Genomic DNA, 19,032 nt, shown 5'->3' with positions numbered 1-19,032 from the left:
CATGAATACCTCGAATTCCACGCTGGGCCGCGAGACGGCCCAGGTCACGGCGCTGTCCAAGGTACTAGGTCGTGCCCAGTACGCGGGCGACCTCAAGCTGCCGGGCATGCTGCATGCCAAGCTGTTGCGCAGCCCCTATCCGCATGCGCGCATCGTGCGCATCGACATTGCTGCAGCGCGTGCGCTGCCCGGTGTGAAAGCCGTGCTGACCGGGGCAGATGCACCGCGCACGCCCTGGGGCGTGAGCCACAAGGAGCGGCGCATCCTGGCCGACGGCCTGGTGCGCTTTGCGGGGGAAGAGGTGGCAGCCGTGGCTGCCGCCACAGAAGAGATCGCCCGCGATGCGCTGGACCTGATCGAGGTCGAGTACGAAGAACTGCCCGCCATCCTGTCGCCCGAGGAAGCCCTGGATGAAGAAGCGCCCGGCGTTCATCCGGGCCGGGGCAACATCGCCCACGAGATCCGCTTCGAGCGCGGCGATGCAGATGCCGGATTCGCCGCAGCTGATCTGGTTCACGAAGCCACGTACACCACGCATGCGCAGTACCCGGGCTACCTGGAACCCATGGCAACCCTGGCCTCCATCGACGCCGATGGCCGCCTGTTGGTACAGACCTCCACGCAGTCGGTTTTCCTGGCGCGTGCCCGGCTGGCGGCGGCGCTGGAGCTGCCGGTGTCCGCCATCCGCGTGGTGCAGGCCACCACGGGCGGCGGCTTTGGCGGCAAGATCGTCGAGGACGACAACCAGCTCGTGGCGGGTCTGCTGGCCCTGCGCACCGGGCGGCCCGTGCGCCTGGTCAACAACCGGCTGGAGGACTTCCTGGCCTGCTGCTCCAGCGTCCCCGAGCGCATCACGCTCAAGCTGGGCATGGCGCGTGATGGCCGCATCCTCGCCAAGCAGGTGCACATCGTTGCCGAGTGCGGTGCCTATGCGGGTCTGTCGGCCGAGGTCATGCACGTCAGTGCCATGCGCAGCGACAACATGCACAGGCAGGGCAACGTCCGATCGCACGCCACCCTGGTCTATACCAACAACCCGCCGCACGGCGCGTTCCGCGGCTTTGGCGGTACGCAGATGCTGTTCGCGCTCAACAGCCACATCCACATCATGGCCGAGCAGCTGGGGCTGGATCCGGCCGAAGTCCACAAGCTCAATGCAGTGGAAGCCGGCGACGTGACAGTGCATGGCTGGAAGATCGGCAGCGCCGGCCTCAAGGAGTGCATAGACCAGGCCGCCGATGCCATCGACTGGCGCGGCAAGCGCGCCCGCCCCCGCCAGGCCTTTGGCGCCCGCCGCAGGGGCGTGGGCATGGCCGCGGCCATGCATGTCAGCGGCAACCGCACCATGGGCAACTGGGACGGCTCCACCGTGGTGGTGCGCATCCATGAGGATGGCCAGGTGCTTGTGCTCAGTGGCGAGTGCGACATGGGCCAGGGCGCGGCCACCATGCTCAGCCAGATCGTCGCCCATGAACTCACGCTGCCGTTGTCGCAGGTCCGCGTGGCCGCACCCGACACGGACAGCACGCCCTTCGCCATAGGCTCGCTGGCCTCGCGCGTGACCATGGCTGCAGGCAATGCCGCCATAGGTGCCGCGCAGGCGGCCCGCAGCAAGCTGCTGGCCCTGGCCGCCGTCGTGCTGGAGGCGCAGGTCGACGACCTGGAGCTGGCCGATGGTCAGGTGCGCGTGCGCGGCACCGACCGTGCGGCAGGCGTGGCCGAGCTCGCACGCCAGCACATCTGGCGCCATGGCGGCGAGGGCATACAGGTCAGCCACACCTGGGATGCCCAGACGCAGATGCACGACGCCCAGCTGCACGGCAACATCGCGCCGGCCTATTCCTTCGCGGCCCAGGCAGTGGAGGTCGAGGTCGATACGGAAACCGGCCAGGTCCGGGTGCTTGACAGCTATGTGGCCGACGACTGCGGCAAGGCGCTGAACCCCGTCGCCATCCATGGGCAGACCAACGGGGCCACCGTCCAGGCCATGGGCTGGGCCCTTTACGAGCAACTGCACCTGGAAGGCGGGCGCCTGGCCAACGGCAACTTCGCCGACTACACCATGCCAACGGCCGACGCCGTGCCCTTGCTGCGCGGCGGCTTTGTCGAGTCCAACGACCCCAACGGCCCCTATGGCGCCAAAGGGGCCAGCGAAACCGCCATCCTGCCGGGAGCGCCTGCCATCGCCAACGCCGTGTACGACGCCATCGGCGTGCGCATATGCGATCTGCCGATCACACCCGAAAAAATCCTGGCGGCGCTGCGCGCACGCGCCGAGGAGGGCCGTCATGCATGACTTCGACTTCCTGGAGCCCACCTCGGTGGCGGAGGCCAGCCGGTTGCTGGCCGAACTGGGCGAGGACTGCCGCGTGATCGCCGGCGGCACGGCCTTGATGCTGGGCATGCGCCAGCGCATGCTCGCGCCCACGCACCTGGTCTCGCTGGCTGGCATCGATGCGTTGCGCGGCCTGGACTTCGACCCGGTGCGTGGCCTGCGTATCGGCGCCCTGGTGCGCCATGCCGAACTGGCGGCCTCGCCGCTGGTGTCGCATCACTATCCTGTCCTGGCCGGCATGGCGCAGCGCATGGCCAACCCGCAGGTGCGCAATCAGGGCACGGTGGGCGGCAATCTCTGCTATGCCGACCCCTCCACCGACCCGCCCGGCTGCCTGATGGCATTGGGCGCCCAGATCGTGCTGGCCAGCGCAAGAGGCGAGCGCCTGTTGGACATCGAGGACTTCCTGGTCGACTACTACGCCACGGCGCTGGAAGGCGACGAGATCGTCAGCGAGATCCGCGTGCCGCCCATGGGGCAAGGAGACGACCGGCGCAGCGGTGTGTACACGCGCTTTCTGCGCACAGCGGCCGAACATCGGCCGCTGGCCAGCGTGGCCCTGGTGGCGCACACCGCCGGGGGCATCTGCCGCGACGCGCGTCTCGTCGTGGGCGCCTCTACGCCCATACCCGTGCGCCAGCGGCGCGCCGAGGGCTTTCTTGAAGGCCGTGCCCTCACCTGGGCCTTGGCGGCCGAGGCGGGTGACATCGTCGCGGCCGACATCACACCGGTTTCGGACCTGCGCGGCTCGGCGGATTTCCGCCGAGAAATGGTGCGCGTCAACGTGCGGCGCACCGTGGCCGAACTGTTTGGCCTGGACCTGGCACTGGAACAAGGAGAGCTGGCATGAGCCGACATCGCATCGAATGCACCGTCAACGGCGAGCCCTGCAGCGTGGACGTGCCTGCGCGCCGGCTGCTGTCGGATTTTCTGCGTGATGACCTGCACCTGACGGGCACCAAGCGCGGCTGCGAGACGGGCGTGTGCGGCGCCTGCTCGGTGCTGTTGGATGGCGAAGTGGTGAAGTCCTGCCTGCTGCTGGCCGTGCAGGTCCAGGGCCGCGCGCTCACCACCATCGAAGGCCTGGCCGACCGTATTGCTGGGGGTGCGGGCGCAGACCCGTCACAACGGCTGCACCCGCTGCAGCAAAGCTTCATGCAATGCGGCGGCCTGCAGTGCGGCTACTGCACACCGGGCTTCATCATGGCCGCCTGCGATCTGCTGGGGCGTAACCCCCTTCCCGGCGCGGACGAAGTTCGCCATGGCCTCAACGGCAACCTGTGCCGTTGCACGGGCTACACCCAGATCGTGGAATCGGTCCTTGTGGCCGCGGAGAAAATGCATGGAAATTGAGAAAACCCTGACTGTTTCGGCCTCGCGAGAGCGGGTATGGGCCTTGTTGCTCGATCCCCAGGTCATGGGAGGTGCCGTGCCGGGCATGCAGTCCATCGAAGTGGTCAGCCCCACCGAATACGTGGCGGTGATGCACCAGAAGATCTCCTTCATCAGCGCCAGATTCAAGCTGCGCACACGCATCGTCGAGCAACGCGCTCCCGAGTATCTGCGCGTGGAAGGAACGGGAGAAGACACCTCGGTGGCCAGCTCGCTCAAGCAGCGCAGTGAAATCTTCCTGAGCGCCACGCCGGATGGAGGCACCGAACTGCGCATCAAGATCGACGTGGACCTGCTGGGCCGTCTGGGCGCCTTCGGCCTGAGCGTGATGAAGACCAAGGCCGACCGAATATGGGAGGAGTTCGGTAACAATCTGGCCGCGCGGCTCGAAGGCGGGGGAGGGGAGCCCGCTGCGGGCGAGGCGACCATGCAGGCGCCTGCACCTGTCGCGCCCGCGCCGGCCTCCGAGCCAGCCAGGGAAACGGTGGTGCAAGCCCCGAATTCGCCAGCACCAGCGCCAGCTTCGGAGCTCTCCTCCACGGCCCAAGACCTGCGGGGCCGTGGCTGGTGGGGGCGGCTAATCGGCAGCTTGAGCGGTGAGGGCAGCGCGGGCGCAGCCGACACCATTCATGTCGAGCTGCGCCGTGGCGATACCACGGTCAGCGTCCAATGGCCGGGCGCGCGCGCCGAGCAGTGCGCGGCGTGGCTGCGCGACTGCCTGCGCTGAACGCAGACCCGGCCGAGCACATCATCCGCGCGTGATCACCGCACAGGCCAGGCGCGCCCCCGAATTGCCGGTGGGTTGCGTGGTGTAGTCGTCCGGGTCCTTGTGCACGATCAGGCCACGACCCACCACGCTGTTGGGGCCCTGGTCCAATGCCAGGCCGCGCGACACGAAGTCGATGCTTGCCATGCCTTGCGCATCGGATCGCAGGCTGGGCAGATCACCCGTGTGATGGGTCGAAGAATCGAAGCGGCCATGGGCCTGGCCGGTCGGGTTGAAGTGGCCGCCCGCGCTCAGGCCGTCAGGGCTGGAACAATCGCCTTTTTCATGGACGTGAAAGCCGTGCTCGCTGTTCGGCGCCAGCCCCTGGACGGAGCCTTGCACGCGCACGCTGCCATCGGCCTGTGCCGTGAACTGCAGGCTGCCGCTGACCTTGCTGCCTTGCGTGGGCTGCAGCTGGGCCATGGCCACATTGCGGGAGGCGGGCGCTGTCGTGACGGCTGCCGGGGTCGAGGCGGAGGCTGCGGCAGGAGGCTTGGGCTGGCTGCCACAGGCGCCCAGGGCCAGCACCATGCCGGCAGCCATCAACAGCTTCACGGCGGTGGACGGGGTGGAGGGCTGCGAAGTGGCGGCGTGGCTGGATTGGGAAGCGTTCAAAGGCATGGCGGCAATCTCCTGTTTGGAATGGGAACTGAAAAAGTCACGGGGGCGCATGGCGCGCAGCCGCCATCATGCAGCGTGCGATACGGCGGCCATGTCGGAGAGCGCAGCGTTCTGTGGCCGTGCGCGGCGATGGCGTCAAACGGAGCCTTGCCGCGCGCCTGCATCGGGCTGGCCCGCGTAGCTGAGCAGGCGCTGGAGCGCGCGGTCACGGATGCCCAGGCGCTTGAGCTCATCGAAGGTTGCGCGCGCATAGTCATGCGTGCTGCCGTAGATGCCCTTGGCCTCGCTGAAAATGCGGCGATAGTCCTCGGGCGCCAGCTCGCCCGTGTGATTGGGGCTTTGCCGGGACAGCGTGAACGCCAGCGCCTGCACCGTGCCCTGGCCGGTGCGGCAGGGCAGCCAGCGGGGGTCATAGACGGCATTGGCCATCTCGCGCTGCCACAGCTTTCTCATGACGTCATGGCCGTGGTGCCGGGGAATGCGGAACACCATGCCCTGGCAGCTGCCGCCGGACAGCATGCCAAAGACCAGACCAGGGTTCTGGGGCGTGCCGCGGTTGATGGTGCTCCACATCTTCAGCGCCCGATGCCAGCCAAAGACACGCGCCGTGCGGCGTTCGCAGAAATCGAAATCCGGCCGCCAGATCAGCGAGCCGTAGCCAAAGATCCAGAGGTCATCGCTCCCGCCCCATCGGTGCAGCGCCTCGTCCAGCATGGGCTGTGACTCTCGGCGGGCGAATGAAAATTCTGGCAGGGCGGACATGGGCGCGACAGCATGAAAGAACAATGACGTTTTAACGCCTGGACGCCCAAACGGTGCACAAGCGCGTGCTTTGCCCTTGCAGGGCTGGTCTTCTGTCTCCGCCGCACCACAGTTTTTGCCGGCCGTCACTGCGGGGTTTGGGCGTGGCGCGGGGCCCTCGACGGTGGCCCTCTACAATCCACCGGTTTTTCGCAGTCTTTCTGGTTTTCATCCAACAGCTCATTCACGGAGAGTGCTTCATGTCCTTCAGTCATTCCGACGACGACAGCCAACAACGTTTTGCCCTGGGTTTCCTGTTCGCGCTGATTGCGCTCGTCGTCTCCACGGTCGTTGGCGTCGTCGTCTACCAGCGCGGCATTGCACATGGCCCGGCGAAGATGGCAGGCGGCGCTTCCCCTGTGGCAGCAATGGTGCCCGTGGTCTTGGAGGAAGATGTGGCCCGCGTCGTTGTCGAAAACGGCGTGGTCAAGTTCTACTTCGCATCGGCCAAGGCCGAGCTGGCCGCGGGCGCCAATGAAGCGCTGGCCGACGTGGTCGCCGGTGTGAAGGGCGGCAAGCGCGCCGTGATCTCGGGCTACCACGACGCCACGGGCAGCGCCGAACTCAACGCCGAACTGGCCAAGAAGCGCGCCCTGGCAGTCCAGGCCGCCCTGTCCGCTCTGGGCGTGGCTGAGGAAAAGGTCGAACTCAAGAAGCCCGAGCAGCTGCAGGCTGACGGCAGCAACGCCGAAGCCCGCCGCGTGGAAGTGATCCTGGTGGACTGAGCCTCAGCCTTGCCGCTGTAAACGGCCAAAAAGAAAAGGCCCGGAGCGTCAATCGCTCCGGGCCTTTTCTTTTGATGGCTGCGCGGATCAGGAATTGCGCAGCGGGTCGAAATTCGCGTCACCGTCAGGCTGGGTCCCGGCATGGGCTCGCGAATTCTCTTGTATGAGTTCGATCTTGTAGCCGTCCGGATCCGTCACAAAGGCAATCACCGTGGTGCCGCCCTTGACGGGGCCTGCCTCGCGCGTCACGTTGCCGCCGGACGCCTTGATCTTCTCGCAGGCGGCATACGCGTCCGGTACGCCAATGGCGATGTGGCCATAGGCCGAGCCCATGTCATAGGCCTCGGTGCCCCAGTTGTAGGTCAGCTCGATCTCGGCTTGGGCCGGGTTGCCGCCCTCGAAGCCCAGGAAGGCCAGGGAGTATTTGTACTCCGGGTTCTCGGAGGTTCGCAGCAGCTGCATGCCAAGAACCTGTGTGTAGAAATCGATGGAGCGCTGGAAGTTGCCAACGCGCAGCATGGTGTGGAGGATTCGCATCCCTCGATTGTGCCGGGATTCCTCCATCTCTTCAGCCGCCCGCCAAGCGCCGCAGTGATCTCATCGCGCACAGGTCTGGCGCCTTCCCGCAGATCGGGCACTTCAGGTCCCGGCGGCATCTGGCCCGAATCCATTCAACCATTGGTTCAACTGTCTGTTGAATTCTAGGAGTGGGACCTAGGACTGGTACCCGATTTTTCGGCAATAAATCTTGCAAATCAGACAAATCTTAGATTTTTGGATTGAAAAATCAGACAAATCCAATTAAATCCTAGTAGCCGGCTGCCTAGAATAGGAATGTTCTTCGTGCGAATTATTTTAATTTTTTGAGTCATGAAAAATTTCGTCTTGCGGATATTAATTGCCGATGACCATCCGGCAGTTCTGGCAGGCATAGAAAGTGTTTTGGAGGATAAGCATGAAATAGAGATTGTAGGTCGAGCGAAAAACTCCACGGAAATCATAAGCTTTCTGAAGAAAAACGAATGTGATGTTCTGGTAACTGATTACTCCATGCCCGGTGGAACCTACGGTGATGGTCTGGTGATGCTGAATGTCATTCGTAAAAGATTTCCAAGTGTCAAGATCGTCATGCTGACAATGATCGAGAACATTGGAATCATCAAATCTCTTACCAACCAAGGAATCTACAGAATTGTCCATAAAACGGATTCCTTGGGAAGTCTGCTGCCCGCCATCTACGCTGCATACACGGATGGTCAATTCATATCTCCCAGTGCAAGCAAGCTGCTGGGAGGAGAATGGCTGGGTGCGGTGCGGACATCGATAGAACTCTCAAAACGGGAAGAAGAGGTTCTGCTTCTTTTCATCTCTGGCATGACGGTGTCCGAGATAGCAAAAAAGCTCTATCGCAGTATCAAGACGGTCAGCACGCACAAGGTGGCTGTCATGAACAAGCTGGGTATACGCAAGGACATTGATCTCATTCGCTATGGAATTGAGATGGGCTGGATTGACGTAAGAAAATAGGTGCAGAAATGCATCGTCATTGCCGCAGACGATCCGACCAAGCTCCATTCCATCCGCAGCTTTCTTGCAAAGATTTCTTTTATTACATGAGGAGATCCACAGCCTGATCGATGGTTGTATCTTGATGCCCAGATGGAAATATATAAAAAAGAGGCTGGAGAAAAGGAAGAGCTCCACCTTCTGACCAAATACAACAAGACACTGCTTTTTGGCGGTGGCCTGGTTTTCTCTCTTCTTATCATTGTTTTGGCAATGCTTGCGGCCCTGTTCGAGCTCAATGACTTCATGGAGGAAAGAAGAGCAGTATTCCAGAGCAAGAGAACCCGGGTTCTGGTGGAAATAGAAACAAAGCAAGTCATTATGATGCGAGGAATCATTGCATCAGAGTTGCTTTGGGGGCAGACGCACACATCTCATCCCGGTGTCTTTGCCGGGGCAGATGCTGTGATGGCAGGGGTGAGTCCTGTAGTATTGCTTGAGAATAAGATCAACAAGAATGTACACAAGCACTACAGAGATATGTTGGGAGAGCTGGCATATTTGGCAAATTCCAGCTTTCTTCAAAATGGAAGAGCAATATCTGCCTATGTCTTCAGCCCGGACAGATCGTTCATAGGCGTCCTTGTGCCGCAGGTGCCAAACGAGCATGAGCGAAAAGACATGCTCTTGAAACTCAGGGAACAGATTTCGAATTTGCCTGAGGATAACGGCACCATCATTCCGTCCGTCCAGCTGCGTCATCCCATATGGCTGCCTCCGAGTAAAAGCATTCTGACCGGGGAGATGTCATTTCAGATTGTTGTCTCGGCTTTCCAAGATGGAAAGCCATTTCTCACGGTGGTGAGCGACATGCCGACTCAATATATTGAGAGCCTTATGCAGCAGGGTGATGGTAGGAACTCCTTGTTTATTATTGATTCTCAAGGCAACGTTGCGTTGGGTGGGGGAAGCGGCGATGCAATAGGGGATTTTTTTGATATCGAGGCGTCGAAATTTCACGGAGGAATGATAAGTAGATATATTTTGAGCAAGTATGGTGCCGTCTATAGGAATGGATATTTTTATTACTATTCGAGGATATCAAATACGAACATGATACTTCTCCAGGTGTTTTCCTGGAAAGATGTGTATTTAAATGGGAAATCCCTTGTATATTTGCTGTTTTCATTGATATTCATCATTTTTTTCTGGTGTTTTCTGATATATTTTTATGATAGGGTTTTTATTCCAATATATGGAAAAGCCAAGAATGTGTTCGACACGGAACATCTGAGCCGCACCATCATTGCCATGGCGCCTTATGGTCTTGGTCTTCTTGATTTCAAGGAAAAGAAGATGCTGTTGGAAAACAGCATGATGTACAAGTACAAAGAAAGCATGGTGTTGGATGATAAGTCTGCTGGTGAGCGGTTGATTGAATATTTTCTCAGATTCTACGGTGAGAAATATCTGAGTGGAAAAAAGACTGAATATTTTCCGGTAGTCAGCGAAGTCGTGATCTCTTACAACGGAACAGTTGCAGAGCTTTCAGTGATCATGGTGAAGGCCAAATATCAGGGGCGGCATGTCCTGCTGTGTGGATTTGCCGATATCACTGCGCACAAGCAGGTGCAAAGAAATCTGGAAGATGCCAAAAAGGCGGCAGAAGAGGCGAACCAGGAAAAATCTTCTTTTCTTGCTGCCATGAGCCACGAGATACGCACGCCACTGAATGCAATATTGGGCAATCTGGAAATACTGGGAAGAAGCTCCATGTCAGAAGAGCAGCAAACCAGGCTCACCACCATATCATCTTCATCCCATTCTCTTTTGACGCTGCTGAATGATGTTCTCGACTTCTCGAAGATCGAGTCTGGTCAGATGAGTGTGGAATTGGCCAGCTTTGATCTCAAGTCTGTGATCCGGCAGGTGGCTGCCATTTACAAACCGCTCGCTGCGGAATTAGGTATAGGATTTTCCTTGATCATTGACCATTCGCTGAGGGATGGATATATAGGCGATGGGGAGAGAATAAAGCAAATCCTCAACAATCTTCTCAGCAACTCCTTGAAATTCACCAAGGCCGGCAAGATTGACGTATTTGCATCAGACAGGGCCGGTGAGCTCAAGATCAAAGTGTCAGATACCGGGATAGGCATTCATCCCTCACAGCACCCCTTCATCTTTGATGCATTCAAGCAGGCAGGCTCGGATATAGCGGCGGAATTTGGTGGTACGGGCTGGGCCTGACGCTGTGTCAGCGTATGGCACATCTCATGGGCGGGGAAATCAGGTTCTTCAGCGTGCCGGGAAAGGGCAGCATTTTCGAATTGACCTTGCCCGCATGCCACGCCCAGCCTGTTCCTGCTTCCTTGGGTTGGGACGATGGCGATGTCATGCTTGCAGACGATGAAAGCGCAGGTTATTGCGCAAGGATTCTCATCGTCGATGATCACCCGGTCAACAGGCTGCTGCTTCTGGATCAGCTGAAAATACTCGGCTTCGAGGCGGAATCTGCAGAAGGCGGGGAATCCGCATTGCGAATGATGTCGCGAAATATCTATGACCTGGTTCTTACGGACCTGCAAATGCCTGGAATGAGCGGTTATGTACTTGCTCAGCGCATCAAGCAGAATTATCCGGGAATTCCTGTGGGAGCAATAACGGCACATGCAGGCAAGCAGGAAAAATTCAAATGTGCGAAATTTGGCATCGTAGATATTCTTGTCAAGCCGGCCTCCTTGAAAAACATCAAGGAATTCATTGGGAAAAATATAGGAAAATCTGGCAAGGGTGTCGCTGAAGCTGCGGAAGTTCCGGGCAGCAGATTGCCTTATCGCGATGTATTGATTTCAGCAACCGAAAGCTCATTGGCTGCGTTGAGAAAGCATTTGCTGCAAGGTGATCTGATGGCTGTGCACCGTGAAATTCATGCCATGAAAGGGTCATTTGCGGTGGCTGGGCTGAAGGATAGAGTGGAAGATATGGACCGATTGTCATCTCTTGTCAATATGCGGCACCTCCATGCAGTGGATGATGCCCTGACTGACCTGCTGGAGAACCTGAAAGATATCTGATGAGCCATGGTGCAATGATGCTGCACTGAAACGATTTTGTTTATTCCGTTGATGGTGCCAAATCATGTTTTCCAATATGAATCATAGAAAAGATTTGAATATATCCGTACTGCTGGCCGATGATCATCCTGGAATCATCTCAGGCATCCGGCATGAGCTGTCTTCCGAGCTGGAAATCCTGTTGAAAGCCAGTGTGTCAAACTCAACTGATCTGGTGAAAAAGTTGGATGAGGGTGGCTTTGACGTGCTTGTGTCGGATTACTCCATGCCTACGGGTCAATACGGAGATGGCTTGAATCTGTTTGGCTATATATCCAGAAGATTTCCTAACCTGGGTTTGGTGGTTCTGACCATGTTGGACAATTCGGCCATTCTCCAGGCGCTGGGCAAGGTGTCGAATATCAGCATCGTGAGCAAGGCGGACCCTGTGCTGCATCTGGTTCCGGCCATCCACGCAGCCTATACAGGAGGGACCTACTTCTCTCCCGCCATTTCCGAGCGACTGGAAAAAATGAATGCGGGTGTCATGGGAGGTGAAGGAAAATCGCCGGGGGTGCTCAGTCCCAAGGAATCGGAGGTGGTAAGGCTTTATGCGGCCGGTTTGCGTATCGACGAGATCGCTGCCAAGCTGAACAGAAGCAAGAAAACCATCAGTACCCAGAAAGTCAAGGCCATGCACAAGCTTGGAATTGAACGAGACATTGATCTGATGAAGTATGCCCTTGAATGCGGATGGGTGACCTCATCGAGATCTCAATGACGGCCGGTTCTTTATCTGCCGTTCAAGGTCCGTATTTCTTCCAGGAGCTGGTCAAGCTGCAGTTCCAGCGCCAGCAGCGAATGCGCATGGTGCATCAGCCCATCATGGTTGATGCCGTTTTCCAGGCCAGCGCAGCGTATTGACAGCTCAGTCAGGTCAAAAAATCGCAGTGAACCGGAAAGATTGTGCAGCTCTCTTTGCACATCCTTGCGATTCTTGCTGGATTTGATGATCGCCAGCGACGAACGTGCAGACTCCAGAAAGGCCGTTCTGATGGGGGCCGGGATTTGTTGAAAATGGGCGACGTCATCGGTCGACGAAATGCGGCCGCTGCTGGCAGGCCGGGGCTGAACGGCCAGTTGCAGTGCATCAAAGAGGCCCTGCAGCGAACGCCAGGAGACTTCGATGATGCGGGCGTTGATCACCTTGGGTTGCAGGGGGTGATCAGCCTCGCATTCGATGATGCTTGCAGCTCCTGCCACCAGGCGGTTTTCATCCTTGGGATTCCAGGACGTTTTCGATCCGCAAAGCACAACAACCTGGAACTTCTGGAGGCGATCCTGGCGAATGGCTGTGGGATGGTGGCAGGCCGTGATCGCCAGGCCCCAACTTTTGAGGTGTGGGAGCAGATGGGCGTGCAGTTCATCGGATGACGAGATGAACAAAACCTGCTCGCCTGAAAATGACAAAGCGGAGGAGGGGGCTCTTCTGTGGTGGTTATCGATTCGGCGGTAGTCGAGAACTTTTCAGAACGGTATGGTGTGGGTGAACTGTCCAAGGTGGATGTCTGTTTTTTCATGGGTGGCCGAGCATCTGGAGCCGGCATCTGCAGCCAGTCACTCGCTGGAGGCTTCAGATCCGGCTGGAAGATTGGACCACGGCATCCATCCATGGTGCACGTTTAAGGACATGTCCATAGAGCATTCTTGTTTCACCTGCGTGGCGTCTGGCCTTGGAAGCCCAAGCCCGGGAATTCAGGTGTGGCAGCAAGTGCCGCCAGAATGAAAAAAGCCTGCAGAGAACTGCAGGCTGTTTTCATGGAGGCGTTTATCCAGGCTTCAGATGGCGAACTGGGCGCGATCCTTGTCCTTGATCCAGGCAGGGGGCTTGCCACGGCCGGTCCAGGTGTCACCGGTTTCGGGATTGCGGAACTTGGGGGCCACGGTGGAGGGGGCGCGGCGTGCCGTGAAGATGTCGTCGGCAGTCAGGCCGTAATCCTGAACCAGACCGCGAATCTTGGCGATCACATCACTGACTTCTTGCTTGCGTGCTGTCTGGATCTGGGCCTCGAGTGCCTCGCGCTGTGCCAGAAGTTCTTTGTATGTGGTGTTCACGGTAGTTTGCCTTTCATGGATTGAAGCGCGAATATTAACGGTTTTTTAAGAACAAGTTTGCATGCTTTCGATCATTTTCTCCTATGACTGCCATTGGCCGTCCTGACTGTGTTCAAAATGACCGGTCAACGCCAGGTAAAGGCCATGTAAAGAGCCGGTAGTTATGGGGTGCTGTATGTTCCGGAGCCCTTCAAAATCCTGTATGCCCTCGCTTTCAGGTTTGAAGCGCGGTGGTTCACAGGAGTGAGTGACCGGCTGCGAAGGAGTTTGGGCTTATTGAAGGGGATGTGAAAGGCGATGCCGTGATCAAACTGCACCGCACATTGGAAATTCTTGAAACCCAGTCTGTACGCTGTTTGCCAACGGTTTTTTGCGTGGGGTTGTGGGGAGGGTGGCGAGCGGACTGCAAGCGAAAGATGAGGGTGCTGGTGGTCCCGTGACATCCTTCGCAAAAGACACGTGCTTTTGCCTACAAAACTGTTTATTCATACAGTATGATGCGGCCATGAGCATCGATCAGATCGCCTTCGCACTCCCCGCAGTCCTTGCCGTCTGGCTGTCGCAGTCCCGTTCCGTTGCCCTGCGGCGGTGGGCCTGCCTTCTCGGCCTGGGATGCATGCCTTACTGGATATATGTGGCCCTGTTGGCCGGGCAGTGGGGCATGTTGGCCTTGGCAGGCGCCTTTGCGCTGGGCTGGCTCAAGGGGCTTTGGGTGCACTGGCTGGCACCTCGTCGGCGTGAGGCCGTGGGCTCGGGCCTGGGCACCATCCAGATCACGCCGGGCACCCGTTGACGGCTGGGCGGCTGGGCCGCGCCTTGTGTTCATCGATGCTGCAGGCGGGCGCGTGTTTTACGGGCGCTGTGCATGGCGTGCTCGGGAATTTCAAGCGTTCTCACTGGAATTTGATGCAGATAAAAGCCGAGTGTTTTGCTTGGTTGGTGTGATGGCCGTGCCGATGCGCCGGCTGCCAGGGTGGCCTGCTGTCTTTATGCCCAGCCGTGCATGGCTGCAAGACCGGGTAGGGGCCGTGATGCAAGAATTTCTGCCCTTTGTGCACTGTGGTGGTGCACATCTTTCGGGGCTTGGTGCAGGTTTCGGATCGGCTGGTAGTGCTGTGTTTGTGCGGATATTTCCGATCTTTATGGTGAGTTATGTGAGCAAAAAGCCACGGAGTTTGCGGGTCTGTGCAGGTCCTTGGATGGACGCCGGCTGGCAGTGATGGGCAAGTCCGAGGCATAGAATCGTTTGCATACAACAGGCAGTCATCTATCAGAGTTGCCTCTAAAAACCACGTGAAAACAGCCCACCCCGTTGGCGGTGGGCTTTCTTTTTCGGGCTTGGCCGCGGCGAGTCCGTCGCCTGATTTTTCAGTGCGCACCTATGGTTTGCACCTGTTGTCAACCACAAGGTTTGCACACGATGAAATTCACTCTCAACCAACAAGAGGTCGAGATCCAGGGCGTCAGCCCTGAGACGCCGCTGCTTTATGTGCTGCGCAACGACATGCAGCTCAACGGGCCCAAGTTCGGCTGCGGCCTGGGCGAATGCGGCGCATGCGCCGTGCTGATCGACGGCAAGGTGGCCCGCTCCTGCTCCGTTCCCGTGAGCGTGGTCCAGGGCATGAAGGTCACGACGCTGGAAGGCCTGTCCGAGGACGCGACCCAGGCCGAGCACGCCCGCGTGGCGCGTGACTGGGAAGCAGCCCATCCGGCCGCCGTGCCGGGGATGCCTGCCGGCAAGCCGGCAGCCGATGCACAGGGCAAGGCCGTCTACCGACTGCACCCTGTGCAGCAGGCTTTCATTGACGAGCAGGCCGCCCAGTGCGGCTACTGCACCAACGGCATGGTCATGGCCCTGGTGGCCTTGTTCGACCACAAGCCCACGGCCACCGACGAGGAAGTCACCCAGGCCCTGTCCGGCCACCTGTGCCGCTGCGGCACGCATGTGGAAATCATGCGTGCGGCTGCCCGCGCCCGCGTGCTGATCGCCCAGGGAGGTGCAGCATGAGTGCATCCAACCCTCTTCAACTGACGCGCCGCAACCTGCTCAAGCTGGGCGGCATGGTCATGGTCAGCTCGGTGGCGGCCGCTGGCCTGGTGGCCGAAAGCACGGGTACGGCGCCCGCCGTGGCTGGCGCCTTCCCCATTCCCCCCATCGACCGGGTGAGCAGCTTCATCGCCATTGGGGCGGACGGCAGCGTCACGGCCTACCACGGCCACGTTGACCTGGGCACGGGCATCCGTACCTCGCTGGCGCAGCTGGTGGCCGATGAGCTCGATGTGGAGTTCGAACGCATCACCATGGTTCTGGGCCACACGGGCCGCACGCCCAACCAGGGCCCGACCATTGCCAGCAACACCATCCAGGTGGATGCCATCCCCATGCGCAAGGCCGCCGCGCAGGTGCGCCAGCTGCTGCTGGGCCTGGCTGCCGAGAAGCTGCAGCAGCCCGTGTCTGCACTCACCACGTCCAAGGGCGCGGTGGTGGCCAAGGGCGGGCGACGCATCGGCTACGGCGAACTGGCCCAGGGCCAGGACCTGAACATTGCGCTGGACAAGGAGGTGCCGCTGCGCACCGGCGGCTTCAACTACATCGGCAAGTCCGTGCAGCGCGTGGACATTCCGGCCAAGGTGCTGGGCGCGCTGGCCTATGTGCACGATGTGCGCGTGCCCGGCATGCTGCACGGCCGCGTGGTGCGCCCGCCCTATGGCGGTGCCGATGCGTCGGCGCCTCTGGGCAGCAGCCTGATTTCGGTGAACGAGCAGTCCGTGGCGCATCTGCCCGGCATCGTCAAGGTGGTGGTGCAGGGCGATTTCGTGGGCATCGTGGCCGAGCGCGAAGAGCAGGCCATTGCCGCCATGCGCCAGCTGGAGGTGAAGTGGAAGGACTGGGCCGGCGTGCCCGACCTGTCGCTGAACGCCATGCACGACACCCTGGTCAAGCACGAGAAGACCGACCGCATGCTGCGCGAGGACGCGGGCATTGACGAGGCCTTCTCGGGCGCCAAGAAGGTGATCGAGGCCGACTACGTCTGGCCCTACCACCTGCATGCCTCCATCGGCCCGTCCTGCGCCGTGGCCGAGGTGTCCGCCAGCCAGATCCAGGTCTGGACCGGATCGCAGAACCCGCACGACGTGCGCAAGGACATCGCCACGCTGACCGGCATGGCAGCCGACCAGATCAATGTGACGCGCCTGGAAGCCTCGGGCTGCTATGGTCGCAATTGCGCGGACGACGTGGCATCCGACGCCGTGCTGCTGTCGCAGGCCGTGGGCCGCCCGGTGCGCGTGCAGCTGATGCGCGAGCAGGAAGCCGCCTGGGAGCCCAAGGGCACGGGCCAATTGATCCGCGTGCGCGGCGGCCTGGACGAGAACCATGCCGTGCTGGGCTACGAACTCAAGACCTGCTACCCGTCCAACGACGCGGCGGCCCTGGCCCTGATCCTGACGGGCAAGGTGCCCAACAAGCCCAAGGTGCTGCAGATGGGCGACCGTACGGCCATCCCGCAGTACGAGTACCCCAAGATGCGCGTGGTCTCGCAGGATGCGGCGCCCATCGTGCGCGCTTCGTGGATGCGCGGCGTCTCGGCCCTGCCCAACGTCTTTGCCCATGAGTGCTGGATCGACGAATGCGCCTACCTGGCCGGTGAAGACCCGCTGGCCTACCGCCTGCGCTACCTGAAGGACCCGCGCGCCGTGGCGCTGACGCACGCTGCGCACAAGCAGGCCGGCTGGCAGGATGGCCCGGCCCACCGCAACCCCGCGCCGGCTGACCAGCGCCTGGTCAAGGGCCGCGGCTTTGCCTATGCCCGCTACTACCACAGCAAGTTCCCTGGCTACGGCGCGGCCTGGGCCACCTGGATCTGCGACGTGACCGTGGACCGCGAGACCGGCGTGATCAAGGTGGACAAGGTCTTCGTGGCCCATGACTGCGGCGAGATGGTCAACCCGGCCGGCGTGCGCCACCAGGTGCACGGCAACATCATCCAATCCACCAGCCGCGTGCTCAAGGAGTACGTGACCTTCGACAGCAAGGGCGTGACCTCGCTGGACTGGGGCGGCTACCCCATCCTGCGCTTTGACGAGCTGCCCGAGATCGACGTGCAACTGGTCGAGCGCCCCGGCGAAGACCCCATGGGCGCGGGCGAATCGGCCTCCGTGCCCAGCGCCGCCGCTGTCTCCAACGCCGTGTTCGACGCCACCGGCGTGCGCCTGCGCGAAGTGCCGTTCACCCCGGCACGCGTGCTGGCCGCACTCAAGGCACAGGCTGCCGATGCAGCCCCGGCCGACAAGGCACAGAACTGAGAGCGGAGGACCGGAACATGCACACACTCAAGAAAATCACCCTCGGCGTGGTCGGCCTGGCCGCCGTGGCCGGCGCCGCCTTCTGGCTGGCCACGGGCCGCAGCGAAATCGCGCCCCTGCAGCAGATCCCGGTGCAGGAATTCAGCCAGCAGCAGATCGACCAGGGGCGCCGCCTGGCGCACATGGGCGACTGCGCTGTCTGCCACACGGCACCGGGCGGCCAGCGCAACGCAGGCGGCCTGGCCATGCCCAGCCCCTTCGGCACCATCTACTCGACCAACATCACGCCCGATGCCGAAACCGGCATCGGCCGCTGGTCGTACGAGGCCTTCGAGCGCGCCATGCGCCATGGCGTGGACCGCGAGGGCAACTACCTGTACCCCGCCTTCCCGTACACCGCATTCACCCGCGTGACCGATGAGGACATGAAGGCGCTGTACGCCTTCCTGATGACCGAGCCGGCTGTCTCCAACGAGGCGCCCAAGACCGCGCTGAACTTCCCGTTCAACGTGCGCCGTGGGCTGGCCCTGTGGAATGCGCTGTACCTGGAGCCGGGCGAGCAGCCCGCGCCCGCCAACCAGTCGGGCGAGTGGATTCGCGGCGCCTACCTTGTCGAAGGCCTGGGCCACTGCGCGGCCTGCCACTCGCCGCGCAACCAGTTCGGCGCCGAGAAAAAGGGTGCCAACCACCTGGCCGGCGCCTTCATCGACGGCTGGGATGCGCCCGCGCTCAACGACAAGGCCGTGGCCCCGCTGCCCTGGACGCGCGAGGACCTGGTCCGCTACATGCAGACCGGTTTCTCGGAGCGCCACGGCGTGGCCGCCGGCCCCATGGCGCCCGTGATCGAAGGCCTGTCCCACCAGTCGGCCGAGGACATCAACGCCATGGTCACCTACCTGATGTCGTACCGCAAGCCCGTGGCAGACGCCGCTGGCGCAGGGGACGCCCAGGCCCTGGTGAAGGAAAAGACCGAGGTTGCCAAGCTGCCGGTCGACGCCCAGGGCTACCGCCTGTACCAGGGCGCCTGCATGGCCTGCCACCGCGCCGACCCCAGCGGCGTGCTGGCCGGCAGCAGCTTCGGGGTGCGTCCCCAGCTGTCGCTGAACACCAATCTGTACAGCGACTCGCCGACCAACGCCATCCATGTGGTGCTCAACGGCATCACGCAACCGGCGCGCCCGCAGCTGGGCACCATGCCCGCCTTCCGCCACAACCTCAGCGACGATCAGATCGCCACGCTGCTCAACACCATGCGCAGCCAGTACGGCCTGCAGCCCTGGGCCGGCCTGAGCGACAAGGTCAAGGCCCTGCGCGAGGAAACACGCCCCGGCAAGGTGGCGGCGCACTGAGCCTGCGCTGCGTCATCTGCGCAGCCTGTGCGCTGCGCTAGGATGGCAAGGGACCGCTGTG

Annotated in this window: 18 protein-coding genes; 13 read left to right on the top strand and 5 right to left on the bottom strand. The window is 60.8% G+C overall.

The window, feature by feature from the left end; all coding sequences use genetic code 11:
* The first annotated feature begins 1 nt into the window (after position 1).
* From CLV01_RS18785 to CLV01_RS18770, 4 genes are read left to right on the top strand one after another with little or no spacing between them, the layout of a single operon-like run.
* Positions 2–2,296, top strand: a complete 2,295-nt coding sequence (locus CLV01_RS18785) for a xanthine dehydrogenase family protein molybdopterin-binding subunit (protein ID WP_099733522.1) — start codon at positions 2–4, stop codon at positions 2,294–2,296.
* Positions 2,289–3,185, top strand: coding sequence for an FAD binding domain-containing protein (locus CLV01_RS18780; RefSeq protein WP_016447072.1), 897 nt, complete (start codon positions 2,289–2,291; stop codon positions 3,183–3,185). The genes CLV01_RS18785 and CLV01_RS18780 overlap by 8 nt, the downstream gene beginning before the upstream one ends.
* Positions 3,182–3,688, top strand: coding sequence for a (2Fe-2S)-binding protein (locus CLV01_RS18775; RefSeq protein WP_016447071.1), 507 nt, complete (start codon positions 3,182–3,184; stop codon positions 3,686–3,688). The genes CLV01_RS18780 and CLV01_RS18775 overlap by 4 nt, the downstream gene beginning before the upstream one ends.
* Positions 3,678–4,454 carry a CoxG family protein gene (locus CLV01_RS18770; RefSeq protein ID WP_099733523.1) on the top strand — a complete coding sequence of 259 codons (777 nt, stop codon included), beginning with the start codon at positions 3,678–3,680 and terminating at the stop codon, positions 4,452–4,454. The genes CLV01_RS18775 and CLV01_RS18770 overlap by 11 nt, the downstream gene beginning before the upstream one ends.
* A 21-nt stretch (positions 4,455–4,475) precedes the next feature.
* Here the strand turns inward: CLV01_RS18770 and CLV01_RS18765 are convergent, their stop codons facing one another.
* Entirely contained in the window at positions 4,476–5,114 is a 639-nt protein-coding gene (locus CLV01_RS18765; RefSeq protein ID WP_013802272.1) for a superoxide dismutase family protein, read from the bottom strand.
* A 135-nt stretch (positions 5,115–5,249) separates the two neighbouring features.
* A complete protein-coding gene (locus CLV01_RS18760; RefSeq protein WP_013802273.1) occupies positions 5,250–5,876 on the bottom strand; it encodes a gamma-glutamylcyclotransferase in 627 nt (208 codons plus the stop codon).
* 239 nt (positions 5,877–6,115) lie between these two features.
* Here CLV01_RS18760 and CLV01_RS18755 point away from each other — a divergent pair, with 239 nt between their 5' ends.
* Positions 6,116–6,640 (top strand): OmpA family protein, encoded by a 525-nt coding sequence (locus tag CLV01_RS18755; protein ID WP_063325997.1) that lies wholly within the window; start codon positions 6,116–6,118, stop codon positions 6,638–6,640.
* An 87-nt stretch (positions 6,641–6,727) separates the two neighbouring features.
* Here the strand turns inward: CLV01_RS18755 and gloA are convergent, their stop codons facing one another.
* A complete protein-coding gene (gloA, locus tag CLV01_RS18750) occupies positions 6,728–7,177 on the bottom strand; it encodes a lactoylglutathione lyase (protein ID WP_218968194.1) in 450 nt (149 codons plus the stop codon).
* A gap of 333 nt (positions 7,178–7,510) precedes the next feature.
* Between gloA and CLV01_RS18745 the strand changes: the two genes are divergently transcribed.
* The 4 genes from CLV01_RS18745 to CLV01_RS18735 all read left to right on the top strand — a co-directional run bounded on the left by CLV01_RS18745 (position 7,511) and on the right by CLV01_RS18735 (position 11,983).
* Positions 7,511–8,167 (top strand): response regulator transcription factor, encoded by a 657-nt coding sequence (locus CLV01_RS18745; protein WP_013802276.1) that lies wholly within the window; start codon positions 7,511–7,513, stop codon positions 8,165–8,167.
* Between the two features lie 114 nt (positions 8,168–8,281).
* Positions 8,282–10,396 (top strand): histidine kinase dimerization/phospho-acceptor domain-containing protein, encoded by a 2,115-nt coding sequence (locus CLV01_RS18740; RefSeq protein WP_257221396.1) that lies wholly within the window; start codon positions 8,282–8,284, stop codon positions 10,394–10,396.
* A 26-nt stretch (positions 10,397–10,422) separates the two neighbouring features.
* Positions 10,423–11,223 (top strand): response regulator, encoded by an 801-nt coding sequence (locus CLV01_RS29695; protein ID WP_257221395.1) that lies wholly within the window; start codon positions 10,423–10,425, stop codon positions 11,221–11,223.
* Between the two features lie 64 nt (positions 11,224–11,287).
* Positions 11,288–11,983 carry a response regulator gene (locus tag CLV01_RS18735; RefSeq protein WP_081816131.1) on the top strand — a complete coding sequence of 232 codons (696 nt, stop codon included), beginning with the start codon at positions 11,288–11,290 and terminating at the stop codon, positions 11,981–11,983.
* 11 nt (positions 11,984–11,994) lie between these two features.
* Here the strand turns inward: CLV01_RS18735 and CLV01_RS18730 are convergent, their stop codons facing one another.
* Positions 11,995–12,648, bottom strand: coding sequence for an Hpt domain-containing protein (locus CLV01_RS18730; protein ID WP_257221394.1), 654 nt, complete (start codon positions 12,646–12,648; stop codon positions 11,995–11,997).
* Positions 12,649–13,041: 393 nt separating this feature from the next.
* Complete coding sequence (locus tag CLV01_RS18725) at positions 13,042–13,317, bottom strand: H-NS histone family protein (protein WP_013802280.1); 276 nt, start codon at positions 13,315–13,317, stop codon at positions 13,042–13,044.
* Between the two features lie 505 nt (positions 13,318–13,822).
* On the opposite strand from CLV01_RS18725, the gene CLV01_RS18720 reads away from it, so the two are divergent.
* From CLV01_RS18720 to CLV01_RS18705, 4 genes are all read left to right on the top strand, one after another.
* Positions 13,823–14,110 (top strand): hypothetical protein, encoded by a 288-nt coding sequence (locus tag CLV01_RS18720; protein WP_043782035.1) that lies wholly within the window; start codon positions 13,823–13,825, stop codon positions 14,108–14,110.
* A gap of 627 nt (positions 14,111–14,737) precedes the next feature.
* Positions 14,738–15,325: a (2Fe-2S)-binding protein gene (locus CLV01_RS18715; RefSeq protein ID WP_099733525.1), complete on the top strand. Its 588-nt coding sequence runs from the start codon at positions 14,738–14,740 to the stop codon at positions 15,323–15,325.
* The gene (locus CLV01_RS18710) at positions 15,322–17,622 is read left to right on the top strand and encodes a xanthine dehydrogenase family protein molybdopterin-binding subunit (protein WP_047217040.1); all 2,301 of its coding nucleotides are present in this window, start codon (positions 15,322–15,324) and stop codon (positions 17,620–17,622) included. Before CLV01_RS18715 ends, CLV01_RS18710 begins: the two co-directional genes overlap by 4 nt.
* Positions 17,623–17,639: 17 nt before the next feature.
* On the top strand, positions 17,640–18,971 hold the full coding sequence (locus tag CLV01_RS18705; RefSeq protein WP_099733526.1) for a c-type cytochrome: 1,332 nt from the start codon (positions 17,640–17,642) through the stop codon (positions 18,969–18,971).
* Positions 18,972–19,032: the final 61 nt, after the last annotated feature.

The sequence above is a fragment of the Delftia sp. 60 genome, assembly GCF_002754395.1.
GTDB classification, from domain to species: domain Bacteria; phylum Pseudomonadota; class Gammaproteobacteria; order Burkholderiales; family Burkholderiaceae_C; genus Comamonas; species Comamonas acidovorans.
This window is presented reverse-complemented; position numbering and strand designations above follow the sequence as displayed.

Coding starts and splice junctions, on each gene's coding strand:
- CLV01_RS18785 (WP_099733522.1), top strand. CDS start 2: ATGAATACCTCGAATTCCACGCTGGGCCGCGAGACGGCCCAGGTCACG.
- CLV01_RS18780 (WP_016447072.1), top strand. CDS start 2,289: ATGCATGACTTCGACTTCCTGGAGCCCACCTCGGTGGCGGAGGCCAGC.
- CLV01_RS18775 (WP_016447071.1), top strand. CDS start 3,182: ATGAGCCGACATCGCATCGAATGCACCGTCAACGGCGAGCCCTGCAGC.
- CLV01_RS18770 (WP_099733523.1), top strand. CDS start 3,678: ATGGAAATTGAGAAAACCCTGACTGTTTCGGCCTCGCGAGAGCGGGTA.
- CLV01_RS18765 (WP_013802272.1), bottom strand. CDS start 5,114: ATGCCTTTGAACGCTTCCCAATCCAGCCACGCCGCCACTTCGCAGCCC.
- CLV01_RS18760 (WP_013802273.1), bottom strand. CDS start 5,876: ATGTCCGCCCTGCCAGAATTTTCATTCGCCCGCCGAGAGTCACAGCCC.
- CLV01_RS18755 (WP_063325997.1), top strand. CDS start 6,116: ATGTCCTTCAGTCATTCCGACGACGACAGCCAACAACGTTTTGCCCTG.
- gloA (WP_218968194.1), bottom strand. CDS start 7,177: ATGCGAATCCTCCACACCATGCTGCGCGTTGGCAACTTCCAGCGCTCC.
- CLV01_RS18745 (WP_013802276.1), top strand. CDS start 7,511: ATGAAAAATTTCGTCTTGCGGATATTAATTGCCGATGACCATCCGGCA.
- CLV01_RS29695 (WP_257221395.1), top strand. CDS start 10,423: ATGGGCGGGGAAATCAGGTTCTTCAGCGTGCCGGGAAAGGGCAGCATT.
- CLV01_RS18735 (WP_081816131.1), top strand. CDS start 11,288: ATGTTTTCCAATATGAATCATAGAAAAGATTTGAATATATCCGTACTG.
- CLV01_RS18720 (WP_043782035.1), top strand. CDS start 13,823: ATGAGCATCGATCAGATCGCCTTCGCACTCCCCGCAGTCCTTGCCGTC.
- CLV01_RS18715 (WP_099733525.1), top strand. CDS start 14,738: ATGAAATTCACTCTCAACCAACAAGAGGTCGAGATCCAGGGCGTCAGC.
- CLV01_RS18710 (WP_047217040.1), top strand. CDS start 15,322: ATGAGTGCATCCAACCCTCTTCAACTGACGCGCCGCAACCTGCTCAAG.
- CLV01_RS18705 (WP_099733526.1), top strand. CDS start 17,640: ATGCACACACTCAAGAAAATCACCCTCGGCGTGGTCGGCCTGGCCGCC.